Below are 15,112 nucleotides of genomic sequence, written 5' to 3' on the forward strand. Positions count from 1 at the left end.
CGTTGTCGGGTATGGATTCCTATCTGGGGGTCAGCCAACAGATTTCAAGAGAAGATGACGCAACAAATTGTGCAACAAAATGTCACTGACCAGCCGGGCTATCAGCCCGGCGGTCAGTTAAGGAAAGGGAAACTCAGAAATGAAAAGCTGAAAGCAATCAGCTGACGGAAACAAAGATCACGGCTGCAATCGCCACGGGGCACACAAAGCGTACATACCATGGCCAGATTTTCCAGAACCAGCCTTGCGCCAATTCTGGGTTGCCTTGCTGCAATTCGTGCAGCAATTCATTGCGGTGCCAGACCCAACCAACGACCAAAGCCCAGATAATACCCAACGCCGGTTGCATATAGACGGTCGTAAAATCAACCACCAAACCAAACAGAGTGCCAAAGTTCAGACAGATAACCAGGCTGATCACAATGATCGCCAGGCCAATCACCCAAGATGAGGTTTTACGTGCCATACCCAGTTCATCCTGAGCGCAGGATACCGGTACTTCCAACAGTGAGATGGACGAGGTCAGCGCAGCAATCATCATCAATACAAAAAAGATCACCGCAATAAATGGCCCGGAAGCTCCCATGGTATCAAACAGTGCAGGCAGCACCTGGAAAACCAGATCACCGGAGCTGATTAAGTCACCCGCGTCATTAAAGATTTCAACACCATTATGTTTTGCCACAAACATAGCCGGAATCACCAGCAGTCCGGCCGCAAAGGCAACCGAGGTATCAATAATTGCGACCTGAGTAGCAACCTTTGGCAGGTTAACGTCTTTTTTCAGATAAGAGCCGTACACCATCATGGCACCCACGCCCAATGACAATGAGAAAAAGGCCTGACCCATGGCATCAACCAGCAAACGTGCATCAACCTGAGAGAAATCCGGCACCAGATATGTGGTTAGCCCTTGCGAGGCGCCATCTAAGGTCATCATATAAACAATCATGCCGGCAAATAATACGAACAGCAGTGGCATCAAACGTGTTGACCATTTTTCAATGCCATCAGCCACCCCCTGACTAACAACCCAAATGGTCAGCAAGGAAAAAATAACCGCCATTGAAGCATTACGTGCAGTAGAAAATTCAGTTAACCAACCCGCCTGCTCCATCAGGCCCAAACCGCTGAATACCGGCTCAGCCGCAAACGCAATTAACCAGCCTGCTACAATCGAATAAAAACTCAGGATCAGCGAAGCGACCAGCATCGCCAAGCCACCCCAAAGCAAAGGTGCCCATCGCTTGCCCTGCCACACGGAACGCAATGAAGCAATCGGGTTACCCTGGCCGTAGCGACCAATTGCCAGCTCGGCAACCAACATCGGAAATGCCAACACAAAAACCATCAGCAGGTAAATTAATAAAAACGCTGCGCCGCCGTTTTCCGCCACCTTGGTTGGAAAACCCCAAATATTACCGAGGCCAACAGCCGAGCCCGCGGCTGCCATAATAAATCCGATTTTTGACGAAAAATGTCCACGTGATGCTTCAATTGCTGCATCGTTAGCCGCCGTTTTTTTAGCCGCTACGTCTTTAGCCACAATAGTTACTCTCAATTCAGGTTAAACAGAAAAATAAAAAGGTCGCCAGACAGAAACGGCCTGGCAGAGATTATTTATCCAGAGTTACGAAGCTGCTTTCGTTGTCGCAACGCATGCAACACAATCAGCAGTAACGCCGCCCAGATAAAAACAAAGGTAAGGGTTTTGATCAGAGTTAATTGCTCACCAAATACCGTCACCGCGAGCAACAGGGCAATGGTAGGCGCCAGATATTGAATAAAACCCAGGGTAATTAAAGGCAGATGCTTGGTGGCAATCGCAAACCAGATTAAAGGCGCTGTTGTTACCACACCAGCCAGGAATAACTTGCCAAATTCTGGGACACTGGTGGTTAACGAGCCACCTCCCAGCAGCAATAAATAAGCAACAGCCAGAGGTAATACCATCGCTGTTTCAAACCACAGGCCAGTATAGGCATCAGTAGGCACCAATTTGCGCAGTAACCCATAAAAACCAAACGTAAAAGCCAGGACCAGGCTGACCCAGGGTAACTCGCCAATCGCGACTACCTGAATAGTCACCCCGGTCGCAGCCAGTAATAACGCAATTTTCTGTACCTGAGTTAAACGCTCATGCAGAAAAATCATGCCAAGAAAAATAGAAACCAGTGGATTAATGTAGTAGCCCATACTGGCTTCCAGAACACGGTTTTCACCCACCGCCCAGATAAATGTCAGCCAGTTAGTCGCAATTAATAACGAGCTGCCTAACATAGCCAGCAGTTGTTTGCGGCTTTTGAGAATGCTGGCAATTCCCCGGGCTTTATAGCTGAACCACAATAAAGCCGACATCAGCACAAACGACCACACGACACGGTTGGCCAGTACTTCCTGCGGAGCAACGTGGGAAACCCACTTAAAATACAGAGGTGATAGCCCCCACCAACCGAAGGCTAAGACGGCAAATAAAGCACCACGATGAGTATCGGTTGTCATATGATCAGAATTCGCAAAAATCGGAGGCTAGCGAATTTCTGACCATTAAGCCAGTTATGAAGTCACGTTCGACGTGTCTTTTGCTTAAATTGCGTAGTATTACGGATAAGCATTATGAATAAACACTACGCAGTTTTTTATGGCGTTCTGGTAATTCTTCATCAATCATCAGGTCAGTGACAATCGCCGCCGATGGCATACCACAGGCTTTGATATTGGCAATATTTTCTGTAGTGATACCGCCAATGCAGGTTAATGGAAACTCCTGCCCGACCCGTGCGCACCAGTTGCTTAAATTGGTATACCCCAACGGTGGGTATTTGAGTTTTTTCGACAGTGGTGGATGCACCGGACCAAAGGCAATATAGGAAGGTTTAAAAGCACGGGCACGAGCAATTTCCCATTCGGTATGAGTGCTCACACCTAACGCTAATCCCGCTGCAGAAATCGCGCTTAAATTGGCTTCAAGCATATCTTCCTGACCTAGGTGCACACCGTATGCGCCCAACTCAACGGCCATTGGCCAATCGTCATTAATATAAAGTGGAATATTGTGTTGTTTACAACGTTCAATCGCGGTTTTCATATCACGCCGATAACTATCGGTTCCGTATTGCTGCTCGTACAAGTCAGGTGATTTCACCCGCCACTGCAAGGTATCCACGCCAAGCTCTAATAAGGTATCCAGCCATTCAAGATTATCCACTAAGCCGTAAAGCCCCAGCTTCTGATCAATACGAGGAAATATAAATTCCGCGGAATCACTCAGGGGAACAACCACTGGCCACTGTTCGGATGGCAGATTCCCCAAACCATCACGATCAACAGCAGTGGCCCAGGCATTAAAATAACCGGATGGCGTTTCAGAAGCCTGTTGAATAATCTGACTCATGGTTGCCGAGGCAAGCAATAACGCATCATAAATACGCTCACCACTGGCTAAATAGGCAGCAATGGCTGATGCAAAATGACAGCCACTGCCGTGCACTTTTTTATCGATCCGTGGCTGCTGAATAATAAAGTTGGTAAGCACTGATTGCTCAGGCTCACTTTGTGATTCAGCACGACTGGCATTCGGGCCAGCAAAGCAGATGCTTTCAACCAATGATTTATCCGTGTTTGAATCACCACCACTCACCACCACATAAGCAATACCTGCTTGTTGTAATGCCTCTGCGGCCTCCAACGCAGTTTTGCACCCAGTCAGCTGCAATGCTTCGGCTTGATTGGGGGTGATAACATCGACCAATGGCAATAACGATGCGACCAGATCCAGTTCCCCAGCCTCTAAACCACCTTGCGAGGCGGATAATACCGGGTCCCACACGATCCAACCCTGCGGGCATTCACGTTTATATTCGGATAACTTATCCGCCAACCAACAAATCAGAGTTTGCGTTTTTGGAAACCAACCAATTTTAATCGCCTGCGGCAGACCATCTTTTTTTAATGATTGCCACTGCTGCTCTAAAAATTCAACAGATACCGTTTCAACAGCATCCACACCAAAACTGCTTTGTGCCGTTAGTGCTGACACCAGGGTTCCACATTCAACATTTAAAACATGCGCCATTTTCAAATCGGCTTGCAGGCCGGCGCCAGAGCAGGAGTCAGACGCACTGATTGCCCAGATTTTTTTACGGTTGGTTTCTTTTATCATCGGTTTATTCTTCACAAGCAAGGAATAAACACCGTGTTATTTTTTTGCCGCCACGCCGAAGGGCCATCCATGGCCCTGCCGCGCGGACGCGACATCCTGTCGCTGCTTTCAAAAACAACACGGCATTTATTCCGTGCCTTATTAATTATTAAAATCGTCTTAATTCTGATGCCAAAACGGCATACCTAGCGTCGGTGTGGAAGCGCTGGCAGCCTGACGCTCCTGCATCATGCCGGCTTTGTACGCTAAACGACCGGCGTTCACTGCCTCATAAAACGCGCGCGCCATTAATACCGGATCATGTGCTTTAGCAACCGCAGTATTTAATAACACTGCATCAAACCCTAATTCCATAGCGTCCATCGCCTGAGAAGGCTTACCTAAACCGGCATCAATAATCAGTACCGCATCGGATAAACGCTCCCGCAAAGTCGTGAGTTGATGGCGATTTAATAAACCTTTACCGGTACCAATCGGTGCCCCCCATGGCATCACAGCCGGACAGCCAACCGCGAGCAATTCTTTGCACAACACCAAATCATCAGTGCAGTATGGCAACACTTTAAAACCTTGCTGAACCAAGGTTTCAGCGGCTTTCACCAACTGAGTGGTGTGTGGCTGCAGAGTGTAGTCGTCACCAATGACTTCTAATTTAATCCAATCGGTTTTAAATAACTCACGCGCCATATTGGATAATAAAATCGCTTCGTCAGCGGTATGGCAGCCAGCGGTGTTGGGCAAAATTTTACAGCCACTTTGCTCAACAAATTCCTGCACGTATTGCCAGTGACCATTATCAGCCACTTGCTGAGCCGTTTGTCGCCGTAATGACAAGGTGACAAAGCCAGGCTTTCCGGCTTGCAGACTATCGCGCATCACTTCTGGCGATGGATACATGGAAGTGCCCAGCCAGAGGCGGCCATTAATGGTTTCGCCAGCGATGTTAATTGTGTGTTCCATCATGGTTCTAATCACCAGTTTTTACGCACGGAGCTAAAGAGGTAATTCACTTTCAGCCGCCGGATAGAAGGGCCATCCCTGGCCCTGCTATCCTAACGTCACATCCATGTGACTGCTTTAAAAGCAAATTACCTCTTTCACTCCTTCATTATTTTTGACTGAGTATTCTGGTCTGGGCCTGCTAACTCTATTTAGATGGGAGTAATGGATAACTTTTCAGAGCAGCAACAGGATGTTGCGACCGCGCGGCAGGGCCAGGGATGGCCCTTCGGCGTGGCGGCGAAAAGTTATGCATTTGCTTCCATCAAGGCCATTAAAGACATCAACCACCAGTAATAGCACCCAAAATATCCAACTGATCACCTGCCTTTAATTCCGTGCTATTAAATAACGCAGCTGACACAATCGCCTGATTTAATGCCACCACCACGTTGCCTTTTGGCTGACCATCATCACTAAAATAACCAAGTTCAATTAATAATTGCTGCAGGGTCTTAATATTAGTAAACGACTGCGGAGCACCATTAATTGCCAGTGTTAATTCTGCCATTCAGGCAATCTCCTCAATAATGGACTCTGTAGCTAACAATTCCTCTGAGCCCAGCAGTTCGGCCAACCCCAGGCTCAAGCCATAATCGGCTTTTAATTGTTGCTCAAATTGCTGCAAGAATGCCGGGGCCAATAAATAGCCATGCCGGAATAAACCATTTAAACGGTACAGGTTATTAGCAGCGCGAATCGCTTTAGGTTTATGATCGGGAAATGCCGGGCGTAAATTCACATCGGTTTCGATAATCCGGGCCTCTGCCAACGCCGGGCTTAAGCAATACAAGGCACTTAACATTTCTAATTGTGAGCGCACACTGACTGGCGATTGATCTTCCGATTCAATCTCAGTAGCACCCAGAATATAACGATAAGCGCCCTGCTCGGTTTGCCCTTTAGGCACCAGATACAAGTGATAACGCGGATGTAATAAACGTACCGGGCGGGTTATGGTGACTTCCGATGTTTCAATCCAGCACACTTCGCCACGTACACCCCGTAATAATTGATCATCATTATGCAGTGCTTGTTTGGCACCCACTCCGCGACAATCAATCACTAACGTCGTTGCCGGATACTGCAATAATTGCTCGTCAGAAACGTCACAATCAAAGAAAAAATTAACGCCTGATTGTTCAGCCTGAGCATGCAGCAGTGGCAACAAAGCCCGATTATCCAGATGCATTTCCTGCGGCAGATAAAAACCACTCTGAAATTCTGAATTAATACCCGGCTCTAATTGCTGAATCTGCTGACGATTCAATAGCTGAGCAGTGTTGCCACCCAGTAACTGAAACGCCGCCATTTCCTGCTCGAATTGGCGCAGTTCAGACTGATCGGCCTGATGAGCCACCACGAGCGAACCGCTCTGGCCATAAGCAACTTGCTGACCCGAGTCCTGACTCAATTGAGTTAACAAGGCTGGCCATAAGCTCAGACTTTGCTTGCCCAGCTCAAACATATCGCTATCGCACACATTTCGCTCGGCGTAAGGTGCTACCATCGCCGCAGCGGTATTAGCAGCACTTTGCAGTTGATCGCGGGGGGATTTTTCCAGCACGGTAATCGCAGCCGCCAATTGTGGTTGCTGCCGGGCCAGACGCCAGGCAAATAAACTGCCCAGCAATCCAGCGCCAACGATGACTACTGCATCGGGTGCAACAGCATCAACCGACAGTCCGGTATTTGTGATTACCATAATCAGCTTTCCGCAATATGGTACAGCTCGCTGCCTTGCTCACGGAACTGGTCAGACATTTCTTTCATGCCTTCAACCGCTTCCTGCGCTAATTTTTCCTGCGCTTCATCAGCCCAGTTCGGATTATCCGAAGACGCATCACGCACCTCCTGAGAAATCTTCATGGAGCAGAATTTTGGCCCACACATCGAGCAGAAATGTGCCACTTTATGGCCGTCTTTTGGCAGAGTTTCATCGTGATAAGCACGTGCGGTATCCGGGTCAATGGCCAGGTTAAACTGGTCAATCCAACGGAACTCAAAACGGGCTTTTGACATGGCATCATCATGCAGCTGCGCAGCCGGATGACCTTTCGCTAAGTCTGCTGCGTGCGCCGCAATTTTGTAGGTAATTAAACCTTGTTTTACGTCGTCCTTATTAGGCAGACCTAAGTGTTCTTTTGGTGTGACGTAACACAACATGGCACAGCCATACCAGCCAATTAATGCCGCACCAATACCCGAGGTAAAGTGGTCGTAGCCCGGTGCAATATCCGTCGTCAGTGGCCCTAAGGTATAGAACGGCGCTTCATGGCAGTGTTTTAACTGCTCTTCCATGTTCTCTTTGATCATGTGCATCGGCACGTGACCCGGGCCTTCAATAAAGGTTTGTACGTCGTGTTCCCAGGCGATTTTGGTCAGTTCACCCAACGTGCGTAATTCAGCAAATTGTGCTTCATCGTTGGCATCGGCTACCGAGCCTGGGCGCAAACCATCACCCAGTGAGAAACACACGTCGTAGGCTTTCATGATTTCGCAAATTTCCTCGAAATGGGTGTAGAGGAAACTTTCTTTATGATGCGCTAAACACCATTTCGCCATGATCGAACCACCACGAGATACAATGCCCGTTACGCGGTTAGCGGTTAATGGCACATGCTGCAAACGTACCCCGGCATGAATGGTGAAATAATCCACACCCTGCTCGGCTTGCTCAATTAACGTATCGCGGAATAATTCCCAGGTCAGGTCTTCAGCGATGCCGCCACATTTTTCCAGCGCCTGATACAGAGGCACAGTACCAATTGGCACTGGCGAGTTGCGGATAATCCATTCACGGGTTTCGTGGATGTTTTTACCGGTGGATAAATCCATCACGGTATCGCCACCCCAGCGGGTTGACCAAACCATTTTTTCCACTTCTTCTTCGATGGAAGAGGTCACCGCTGAATTACCAATATTGGCATTCACTTTGGTACGGAAATTACGACCAATAATCATTGGCTCGGTTTCAGGGTGGTTAATGTTATTCGGAATAACCGCACGACCACGAGCAACTTCATCACGCACAAATTCTGGTGTAATCATTTTCGGAATATTGGCACCAAAGCTCTGACCCGGATGCTGAGTTTCCAGTGCTTTTTCAATTTCTTCTTCGGCTAATGCCAGATTTTCACGAATGGCAACGTATTCCATTTCCGGGGTAATAATACCCTGGCGAGCATAATGCAGCTGAGTCACATTTTTACCGGCTTTGGCACGTTTGGGCTTACGTTTTAATTCAAAGCGTAAATCTTCCAGCGCAATATTCATCTCACGGATTTTGGCGTAATCCGAGCTGAAGCCGCCCAGTGTTTCAGTATCGCCACGCTCATCAATCCAGGCTTCACGCATTGGCTTTAAACCCTTGCGCACATCAATTGCCACATCCGGATCGGTGTAAGGGCCAGAGGTATCGTAAACACGAACCGGCGGATTGTATTCGGTTTTACCATCGGCCAGTTGGGTTGGGGTTAATTCGATTTCACGCAAACCCACGCGAATATCATCACGACTGCCGGTGACGTATAACTTGCTGGATGCCGGAAATGGCTGGGTGGACAGTTCATCGACTTTGATGGCGTCTTTTAATGCGCCATTTGTTAAGGAGTCTTTATTATTTGCCATGCTGAGTCTCGTTTATTCAGGCCATCTCTGAGAGATGTGCTAATCACAGAAAAACGATCAGGCAGGCAGCGGGAAGAAAGAAAAAGGAGCGGGTTGCAGTTACCACAAGGTCATAACGACAAAGTTATAACAACCACACACCTTGATGACATTCACAATCTCAGAAAAATAAACTGCAAACGACTTTTCTGTTTCCTACGCTGGCACTAACCAGATCAGGTTCAACGGGATCCGCTTATGCGATCTCAGCCCCTCATTGCAGTTGGAGCACCCCGACAGAATCGTCAAAAATAATAAGACGGCTTGTGAACTTATACAAGCCGTAATTGTAAGACGGGCTCAGACCATCCGGCAGTTATAGTGTTTCGCCCTGATCAGCAACGGTATCCACCGATGTGGTTTCGCTGTCAGTCACTTCTGATGCTACAGGCTCCTGATAACGAACCCATTCCTGGCTACGACCAATCCAGGAGACACCGATATAACCACGTACTTCGATAGTTTGACCATCGCCAGATACTTCCAGCTTGGACTTATAAATCGAACCACTCTCCGGATCGAGAATACGGCCACTGCTCCATTCACCCTCACCTTCCTTCTCCAGCCCCCACATAAAGGTCAGGCCTTCGATCGGCTTGTTATGAAATTCATCCGGGCATTCTTCACAGCTTTTGCCCTTATCGTCTTCGCGCAGCAGCTCAACAATGGTGCCTTGCAGCTCACCGTTTTCTGTAATTTTAATTTCTACCACAGATGCCTGCGAGCCGTCGGCATCGTCAATGGTGACCCAGCGTCCTTCAGCAACGTCAGCGATGGATGCAGCAGAGAACAGTGTGGCAGCAGAAAACACGCCCGCCATGGCCGTAGTGAGAAGTTGTTTCATAGAAACCTCATAGATAGAGTCTTTTTATTATATTAAGGGTGTCTCTGAATCATTCAGATCAACACCGGACCACTGTAATTATCTACTCACCAAATGCAAGCGCCGCGTATTACTTCATTCCCCTAACTTCACTTCTGTGACTGCCCCCAAATCAACCGCTTATCGGCTTTATTCATCCGCTAATAGTAGTTTTCCATTTTTTTGAACTTTTCAGGAACTTTCTGAAAACAACCAATTCGTATACAACACCTGTACAACATGTATAAGAAAAATATTCACGCATGGCAGGTATTTCTTAATTAAAGGAGGTTTTTATGAAAATCCAGCAACTTGCCCGACAAGCTGTACTGTTACCCGTAATGAGCCTGGCTCTGATTGGTTGTGGCAGTGATGACGACGATAATCAGGCCTCGGCCTTTGTTCGTGTCTTACATGCATCGCCGGATGCACCTGCCGTTGATGTGTTAGTGAATGGCACCGAAGTTCTGCCAGACGTTGAATTCCAGCAAGGCTCCGGCTATCTGCGCCTCAGCGAAGGCCCGGTAACACTGGCATTACGTGTAAGCGGGACGGATACCATTGCGCTGGAGCAGTCTCTGACACTGGCCGCCAATGGCTATTATTCGGTGATTGCCCAGGACGAAGTCGCAGATATTGAGCTGGAAGTCCTCGACGATACGGCACGCCGTAACAACGGCAGTAATGATGTCACCGTTGTGCATGCTTCTCCGGCAGCCGGAGCCGTTGATATTTATGTCACAGCCAGCGGTGCTGATCTGCCTGATACTCCCACCCTCGACAATGTGGCTTTTGACGTTAACGCCAGCCTACCGGATATCGCTGCAGGCAGTTATCAGGTGCGGGCAACCGCCGCAGCCGCCAATGCCAGCGGCAGTGCCTCCGACAGTGATGTGGTGTACGACTCCGGAACATTACCCGTCGCCTCCGACGTTACCGCCGTTGCTGTGAACAGCACCAGCGGAGCATCACCGGTGTCGTTACTGATCTGGGCTGAAGCAGAAACACCCGTGACTACGGTACTGGATAACACAGCTGAAGTACGCATTGTACATGTTGTCGATTCAGTCTCTGTTGACGTGTTTGCCGGCGGTGCTGAGTTATTGGGTGATTTTAATTATCTGGATACCACTGTGACCCAAGCCAATCCAAGTGGTTATGAGAAGGTTGCTGCTGGTGATCTGCCAGTCGCCATTGCCGCCGCCAATCAGGGCATCGGTAGTGCTCTGACAAATCTCAGCGCAACATTAACCCTGGAACGCGGTATGTCTTACACCGTTATTGCCGCAGGTGACACAGGGGCTCTGTCCGAGGCAGAACTGATTGTATTGACCGACACCCGGGCCAACGATTCGGCAACCAACGGCAGCGTTCGTCTGGTGCATGGCTCCTCAGCAGCGGCCGCTGATCCGGTTGATATCTTCGTTTATGCTCAGGGCAGCACCCAACCGGCACAACCAACATTTGCTGATGTTGAGCTCGGTCAGGACACGGACTACACCGCCCTACCAGCTGATACCTACACCGTGGTCATTGCGGCCGATGGCACCACTGCCGCAGCCGTGCCGGGCACTGATGCTGTAGTCGTTGCTGCGGGTAGTCTGCAAACCGCTATTGCAGTGGGTAATGGTTCAGGTCTATCGGCAATTTTACTCGATGACAAACGCTAACATTCAGAGGTAATCAACAAGGCTGCTTTCTGTATGTAGAAAGCAGCCTGTACCCTAAGATTCACATAATCGGCAATATTCCTTCCTACCAAAGTTCAATAAAAATCTGACTGACGGTTTGAAACAAAGTGGTCACAGGATGTCATTATCTGGCGCGTTTGGTGTAATATGCTCCCCCAGTGTAACTCAACAAAAATTCCAATTCGGTTATACAACAACAGCCTGACCGGTATAAAGGCACAGGCATCAGCCAGATTTTAAGAGATAATAAAAAGATGGAATCACTTATTTTTACTGCCCTGCTGATGGTGCAGTTTACAATCATGTTTTCGTTAGGTATCGGCCTTGAAGTGGCGGATTTCAAACGGGTTGCAGAACGACGTTTTGTATTTTTTGTGGCCGTTGCCTGCCAGGTAATATTATTGCCACTGGTGGCCTTTGGCAGTGCGCATTTATTTGGTTTAGCACCGGTTTTAGCGGCCGGCATCATGCTGCTGAGCTTCTGCCCGGGTGGCGTTACCAGTAATATTATTTCTAAGTTGTCACGTGCAGATGTTGCCTTATCGGTATCCTTAACGGCGGTGGTCAGTATTTTATCTTTTATTACTATTCCTCCGCTGACTGCAATTTCCATCGAATACTTTATGGGGTCTGCAGCACCTGATTTTTCTTTCCTGCGTTTGGCAGTGATTACCTTTTTAATTACAACAACACCGGTGATGCTGGGCGTATTTATCCGCCACCATAAGCCAGCCGTTGTTAAGAAAATTGAAACACCACTGGAACGTACTGCCATTGCGTTATGGATTATTATTGTCTTCCTGGCGATTGCCAAATCGTGGAATATTCTGGTCGATAACTTTGTTGAAATGGGCACCTCGATGCTGCTGTTGCCGTTTGTGATGCTGATGATTGGCCTGGTGATTGGCGTATTACTGAAGCTGACCCGCAAAGAAAGCAAGACCATTTCGATTGAAACCGGTATCCAAAACTCTCCGATGGCCATCACACTGGCCGCAGCCATCAGTGGTTCAGAGCTGGGCATTACCGAGTTAGCACTGCCAGCGGCGCTGTACTCCATCACTATGTATCTGGTGGTGATTCCGTTTATATTTGTTTATCGCAAATGGCAGGATGACGCTGACAAAGTTGCTCAAACAGCCTGATCAGATCGAATGTAAACCAATAAAAAAACGGCCCGCTTTTAAAAAAGCGGGCCGTTTTTTTATTGTGATTACAGATTTTATAAAGTCTACAACCAGTCAGACAGCTGAATCCCTAAACCAAACCGCTCCTGATAACGGTTATAATCAATCAGGCTTTCGCCATAACCGTTAAAATAATGCACATAACCCCGTAAACGATGAGTCAGCGGAAAGCTCCATTCCATCTGCAACGCGCCCCGGTTTTCATCAAAGTTAAAGTTATTGCGCATGGTTGTTGTTAAATGATGGTTACCCATCACATGGGTGTAAGCAATTTCACCCGGGCCCATATAGTCATCAATATCCGGGTTATCGTTATCGCTGGGATCACGAGGGTCAGCGTCATCGGTTTCCGGAATACGCCACCATACCCGATACTGCCACAAGCCATGTTCGGTAATATTGGTGGCATAACCAATAATCCGGTTCCAGCTGCGCGACAAGGTGCTGGACTGACCATTAGACTGGTGGTTAAGCGACACCCCAACCAGATCAACCCACTCCAAATGCTTTGGTTGCCAGTTAAGCATCAGCTCCGGCTCGTGGTTGGTTTCACGAAAAGGGGCTGAAATATCTTTATTATATGCCTGCCAGAATGAGCGGTTGGTATAACCAAACTCCAGTGAGCTGTATTTGCCTAACAGGCCTTCCGCCAGAATGTATTTCACACTGATCTGAAATACCGCTTCCAGATGATCAAATTCAGTATTGTCACCTTCCAGCTCACCGTCACTGATCTCTTCCAGTAAACGATCGACCTCTTCATCACTGGGCTTGGTCTGATACGTCAGCGGCATCACATAGTTAGGGCGATGAGGCAACAACACAAAACGATTATTGGCCGCGGCCCGTTCAACCTGAAATTTTTCCACCAGACTGGGCAGGTTTTCGCGAATTCTTTCCGGTATTTCTTCCGGATCAATAAATTCAATTTCCCGGGTGGTTTTCTTCAGTTCGTTATCTTCAAAACTTGGATTTACCGCAGGCTCTTCCGCCATCACAAACTGCGACAGCAATAAACCGCCACACACAAACAAGCAGCGCATGATCATTCCCTTTAAATAATGTCAGATGGCGAAATAATAGAGAGGCCAGCTACATCCTGCCAGCCGGAATAATCATTTTTTGCAATTACACTGCGAGTAAATCCGCTTCGATATACGGTGTACGAGTGTTCTGATATTCGTTTTTGCAATGCGGACAAATACGGATGTCGTTACTGAGCACCCGATTGTGTAAGTGAATTAAGCGCTGATCCTGCTCCCAGCAGTAAGAACAATATGGCTGACCATAAGGGCGGTTATCTAAGGTGCGGTAGTAACCATCCCCGCGGCGCTTAACATTACCTTTATAGGTGAGTGCTTCGGCCAGGCGAGTCAGCTCGCTATCCTTTTCATCAATGCTTTCCTGCAGCAGGCTTAACTCCATTTTCGCAACCGAAATATAGCCGGATAAATCGGTCAGCTGTTTTTTCATTTCCAGCCGTTCCAGCATAAAATTGGCATCACGAATTTCTTTGGTAATCACTCCGGCACCGTTCAGGCTGCGTAATACGGCACTGACTTTCCCATAACCCGGCATAACAAGCTCCGACAAAAAAATGGCTATTTCTGATATTCAATCCGTTAGAGCAGGTTTAGTGCCAGTTTTTTGAATTGTTTAAATCCAGGGATTATGCCCGAGAAATCAAGGTAGTTTCTCGGAGTAATGTCTCGGAGTAGTTTCTTAAGGTAGCTCTCGACGTTACTTCTCAACAAAAGCACGCTCAATCACGTAATGCCCAGCCTTGCCACCACGAGCCTCCTGAAAACCCAGGCTATCGAGCATTGTCGTCAGTTCATCCAGCATCGCCGGGCTGCCACACAACATAAAACGATCGTGCTCCGGATCAAGATCCGCCAAACCAATATCTTGTGTCAGCTTACCGGTACGTAGCAGATCGGTCAGTCGCCCGGTATTGCGATAGGCTTCACGAGTGACAGTTGGGTAATAAATCAGTTTCTCGCGTACCACATCGCCAAAATATTCATTGTTCGGCAATTCATTTTCAATACGATCCTGATACGCCAGCTCAGACACATAACGCACACCATGGGTCAGTATCACCTTGTCGTATTGCTCATACACATCAAGATCTTTGATGATGCTCATAAAAGGCGCCAGGCCGGTGCCAGTAGATAACAAATACAGGTTTTTACCCGGCAACAAGCTGTCGGTAATTAAGGTACCCACTGGCTTAGTTCCTACCAGAATTTCATCGCCCACGGCCAGTTTTTGCAGGTGAGAGGTCAGCGGGCCGTCTTGTACCTTGATCGAGAAAAACTCCATCTCTTCTTCATAATTAGCGCTGGCAATACTGTAAGCCCGCAGCAGCGGCTTATCTTCGATTTCCAGGCCAATCATGGTGAAGTGACCATTTTTAAAACGCAGTCCCTGATTACGGGTGGTGGTAAAGCTGAATAAAGTATCGTTCCAGTGACGGACACTGGTCACGGTTTCACGAATCAGGTTGCTCATGGTCAACTCCGGTGAATGATTGAATGCA

At 48.1% G+C, this 15,112-nt stretch carries 14 protein-coding genes and 1 riboswitch; of the genes, 3 read left to right on the top strand and 11 right to left on the bottom strand.

Annotated features, from left to right (window positions below; translation table 11 throughout):
• Nucleotides 1-157: 157 nt before the first annotated feature.
• The 4 genes from ACO05E_RS01405 to ACO05E_RS01420 all read right to left on the bottom strand — a co-directional run bounded on the left by ACO05E_RS01405 (nucleotide 158) and on the right by ACO05E_RS01420 (nucleotide 5,125).
• Complete coding sequence (locus tag ACO05E_RS01405; RefSeq protein ID WP_419811222.1) at nucleotides 158-1,546, bottom strand: sodium-dependent transporter; 1,389 nt, start codon at nucleotides 1,544-1,546, stop codon at nucleotides 158-160.
• Nucleotides 1,547-1,620: 74 nt separating this feature from the next.
• Nucleotides 1,621-2,502, bottom strand: coding sequence for an EamA family transporter RarD (gene rarD, locus ACO05E_RS01410; RefSeq protein WP_419811223.1), 882 nt, complete (start codon nucleotides 2,500-2,502; stop codon nucleotides 1,621-1,623).
• 112 nt (nucleotides 2,503-2,614) lie between these two features.
• Nucleotides 2,615-4,162, bottom strand: a complete 1,548-nt coding sequence (locus tag ACO05E_RS01415) for a bifunctional hydroxymethylpyrimidine kinase/phosphomethylpyrimidine kinase (RefSeq protein ID WP_419811224.1) — start codon at nucleotides 4,160-4,162, stop codon at nucleotides 2,615-2,617.
• 159 nt (nucleotides 4,163-4,321) lie between these two features.
• The gene (locus ACO05E_RS01420) at nucleotides 4,322-5,125 is read right to left on the bottom strand and encodes a thiazole synthase (RefSeq protein ID WP_419811225.1); all 804 of its coding nucleotides are present in this window, start codon (nucleotides 5,123-5,125) and stop codon (nucleotides 4,322-4,324) included.
• A 201-nt stretch (nucleotides 5,126-5,326) separates the two neighbouring features.
• On the opposite strand from ACO05E_RS01420, the gene ACO05E_RS01425 reads away from it, so the two are divergent.
• Nucleotides 5,327-5,458, top strand: a complete 132-nt coding sequence (locus ACO05E_RS01425; protein ID WP_419811226.1) for a hypothetical protein — start codon at nucleotides 5,327-5,329, stop codon at nucleotides 5,456-5,458.
• On the opposite strand, the gene thiS is transcribed toward ACO05E_RS01425, so the two are convergent.
• The 4 genes from thiS to ACO05E_RS01445 all read right to left on the bottom strand — a co-directional run bounded on the left by thiS (nucleotide 5,445) and on the right by ACO05E_RS01445 (nucleotide 9,674).
• Nucleotides 5,445-5,672 (bottom strand): sulfur carrier protein ThiS, encoded by a 228-nt coding sequence (gene thiS / locus ACO05E_RS01430; RefSeq protein ID WP_419811227.1) that lies wholly within the window; start codon nucleotides 5,670-5,672, stop codon nucleotides 5,445-5,447. The genes ACO05E_RS01425 and thiS overlap by 14 nt on opposite strands.
• Complete coding sequence (locus tag ACO05E_RS01435; protein WP_419811228.1) at nucleotides 5,673-6,866, bottom strand: FAD-dependent oxidoreductase; 1,194 nt, start codon at nucleotides 6,864-6,866, stop codon at nucleotides 5,673-5,675. It abuts the gene before it with no gap.
• Between the two features lie 2 nt (nucleotides 6,867-6,868).
• Nucleotides 6,869-8,791 carry a phosphomethylpyrimidine synthase ThiC gene (gene thiC / locus ACO05E_RS01440; RefSeq protein WP_419811229.1) on the bottom strand — a complete coding sequence of 641 codons (1,923 nt, stop codon included), beginning with the start codon at nucleotides 8,789-8,791 and terminating at the stop codon, nucleotides 6,869-6,871.
• A 175-nt stretch (nucleotides 8,792-8,966) separates the two neighbouring features.
• Nucleotides 8,967-9,076: riboswitch (TPP riboswitch) on the bottom strand.
• Nucleotides 9,077-9,146: 70 nt separating this feature from the next.
• On the bottom strand, nucleotides 9,147-9,674 hold the full coding sequence (locus ACO05E_RS01445; protein WP_419811230.1) for a DUF2147 domain-containing protein: 528 nt from the start codon (nucleotides 9,672-9,674) through the stop codon (nucleotides 9,147-9,149).
• A 314-nt stretch (nucleotides 9,675-9,988) separates the two neighbouring features.
• On the opposite strand from ACO05E_RS01445, the gene ACO05E_RS01450 reads away from it, so the two are divergent.
• Both ACO05E_RS01450 and ACO05E_RS01455 read left to right on the top strand, forming a co-directional pair.
• Entirely contained in the window at nucleotides 9,989-11,362 is a 1,374-nt protein-coding gene (locus ACO05E_RS01450) for a DUF4397 domain-containing protein (protein WP_419811231.1), read from the top strand.
• A gap of 275 nt (nucleotides 11,363-11,637) precedes the next feature.
• Entirely contained in the window at nucleotides 11,638-12,528 is an 891-nt protein-coding gene (locus ACO05E_RS01455; protein WP_419811232.1) for a bile acid:sodium symporter family protein, read from the top strand.
• Nucleotides 12,529-12,614: 86 nt separating this feature from the next.
• Here the strand turns inward: ACO05E_RS01455 and ACO05E_RS01460 are convergent, their stop codons facing one another.
• The 3 genes from ACO05E_RS01460 to ACO05E_RS01470 all read right to left on the bottom strand — a co-directional run bounded on the left by ACO05E_RS01460 (nucleotide 12,615) and on the right by ACO05E_RS01470 (nucleotide 15,084).
• Nucleotides 12,615-13,613, bottom strand: coding sequence for a phospholipase A (locus tag ACO05E_RS01460; protein ID WP_419811233.1), 999 nt, complete (start codon nucleotides 13,611-13,613; stop codon nucleotides 12,615-12,617).
• An 85-nt stretch (nucleotides 13,614-13,698) separates the two neighbouring features.
• The gene (locus ACO05E_RS01465) at nucleotides 13,699-14,163 is read right to left on the bottom strand and encodes a hypothetical protein (protein ID WP_421722719.1); all 465 of its coding nucleotides are present in this window, start codon (nucleotides 14,161-14,163) and stop codon (nucleotides 13,699-13,701) included.
• 147 nt (nucleotides 14,164-14,310) lie between these two features.
• Nucleotides 14,311-15,084, bottom strand: a complete 774-nt coding sequence (locus ACO05E_RS01470) for a ferredoxin--NADP reductase (protein WP_419811235.1) — start codon at nucleotides 15,082-15,084, stop codon at nucleotides 14,311-14,313.
• Nucleotides 15,085-15,112: the final 28 nt, after the last annotated feature.

It is taken from the genome of Bacterioplanoides sp., from assembly GCF_965226395.1.
GTDB lineage: Bacteria > Pseudomonadota > Gammaproteobacteria > Pseudomonadales > Oceanobacteraceae > Bacterioplanoides.

What these genes read in the sequence shown, in the direction of transcription:
- thiC (WP_419811229.1), bottom strand. Translation starts at nt 8,791, where the DNA reads ATGGCAAATAATAAAGACTCCTTAACAAATGGCGCATTAAAAGACGCC.
- ACO05E_RS01445 (WP_419811230.1), bottom strand. Translation starts at nt 9,674, where the DNA reads ATGAAACAACTTCTCACTACGGCCATGGCGGGCGTGTTTTCTGCTGCC.
- ACO05E_RS01450 (WP_419811231.1), top strand. Translation starts at nt 9,989, where the DNA reads ATGAAAATCCAGCAACTTGCCCGACAAGCTGTACTGTTACCCGTAATG.
- ACO05E_RS01470 (WP_419811235.1), bottom strand. Translation starts at nt 15,084, where the DNA reads ATGAGCAACCTGATTCGTGAAACCGTGACCAGTGTCCGTCACTGGAAC.
- ACO05E_RS01420 (WP_419811225.1), bottom strand. Translation starts at nt 5,125, where the DNA reads ATGATGGAACACACAATTAACATCGCTGGCGAAACCATTAATGGCCGC.
- ACO05E_RS01415 (WP_419811224.1), bottom strand. Translation starts at nt 4,162, where the DNA reads ATGATAAAAGAAACCAACCGTAAAAAAATCTGGGCAATCAGTGCGTCT.
- ACO05E_RS01435 (WP_419811228.1), bottom strand. Translation starts at nt 6,866, where the DNA reads ATGGTAATCACAAATACCGGACTGTCGGTTGATGCTGTTGCACCCGAT.
- ACO05E_RS01455 (WP_419811232.1), top strand. Translation starts at nt 11,638, where the DNA reads ATGGAATCACTTATTTTTACTGCCCTGCTGATGGTGCAGTTTACAATC.
- ACO05E_RS01425 (WP_419811226.1), top strand. Translation starts at nt 5,327, where the DNA reads ATGGATAACTTTTCAGAGCAGCAACAGGATGTTGCGACCGCGCGGCAG.
- rarD (WP_419811223.1), bottom strand. Translation starts at nt 2,502, where the DNA reads ATGACAACCGATACTCATCGTGGTGCTTTATTTGCCGTCTTAGCCTTC.
- ACO05E_RS01460 (WP_419811233.1), bottom strand. Translation starts at nt 13,613, where the DNA reads ATGCGCTGCTTGTTTGTGTGTGGCGGTTTATTGCTGTCGCAGTTTGTG.
- thiS (WP_419811227.1), bottom strand. Translation starts at nt 5,672, where the DNA reads ATGGCAGAATTAACACTGGCAATTAATGGTGCTCCGCAGTCGTTTACT.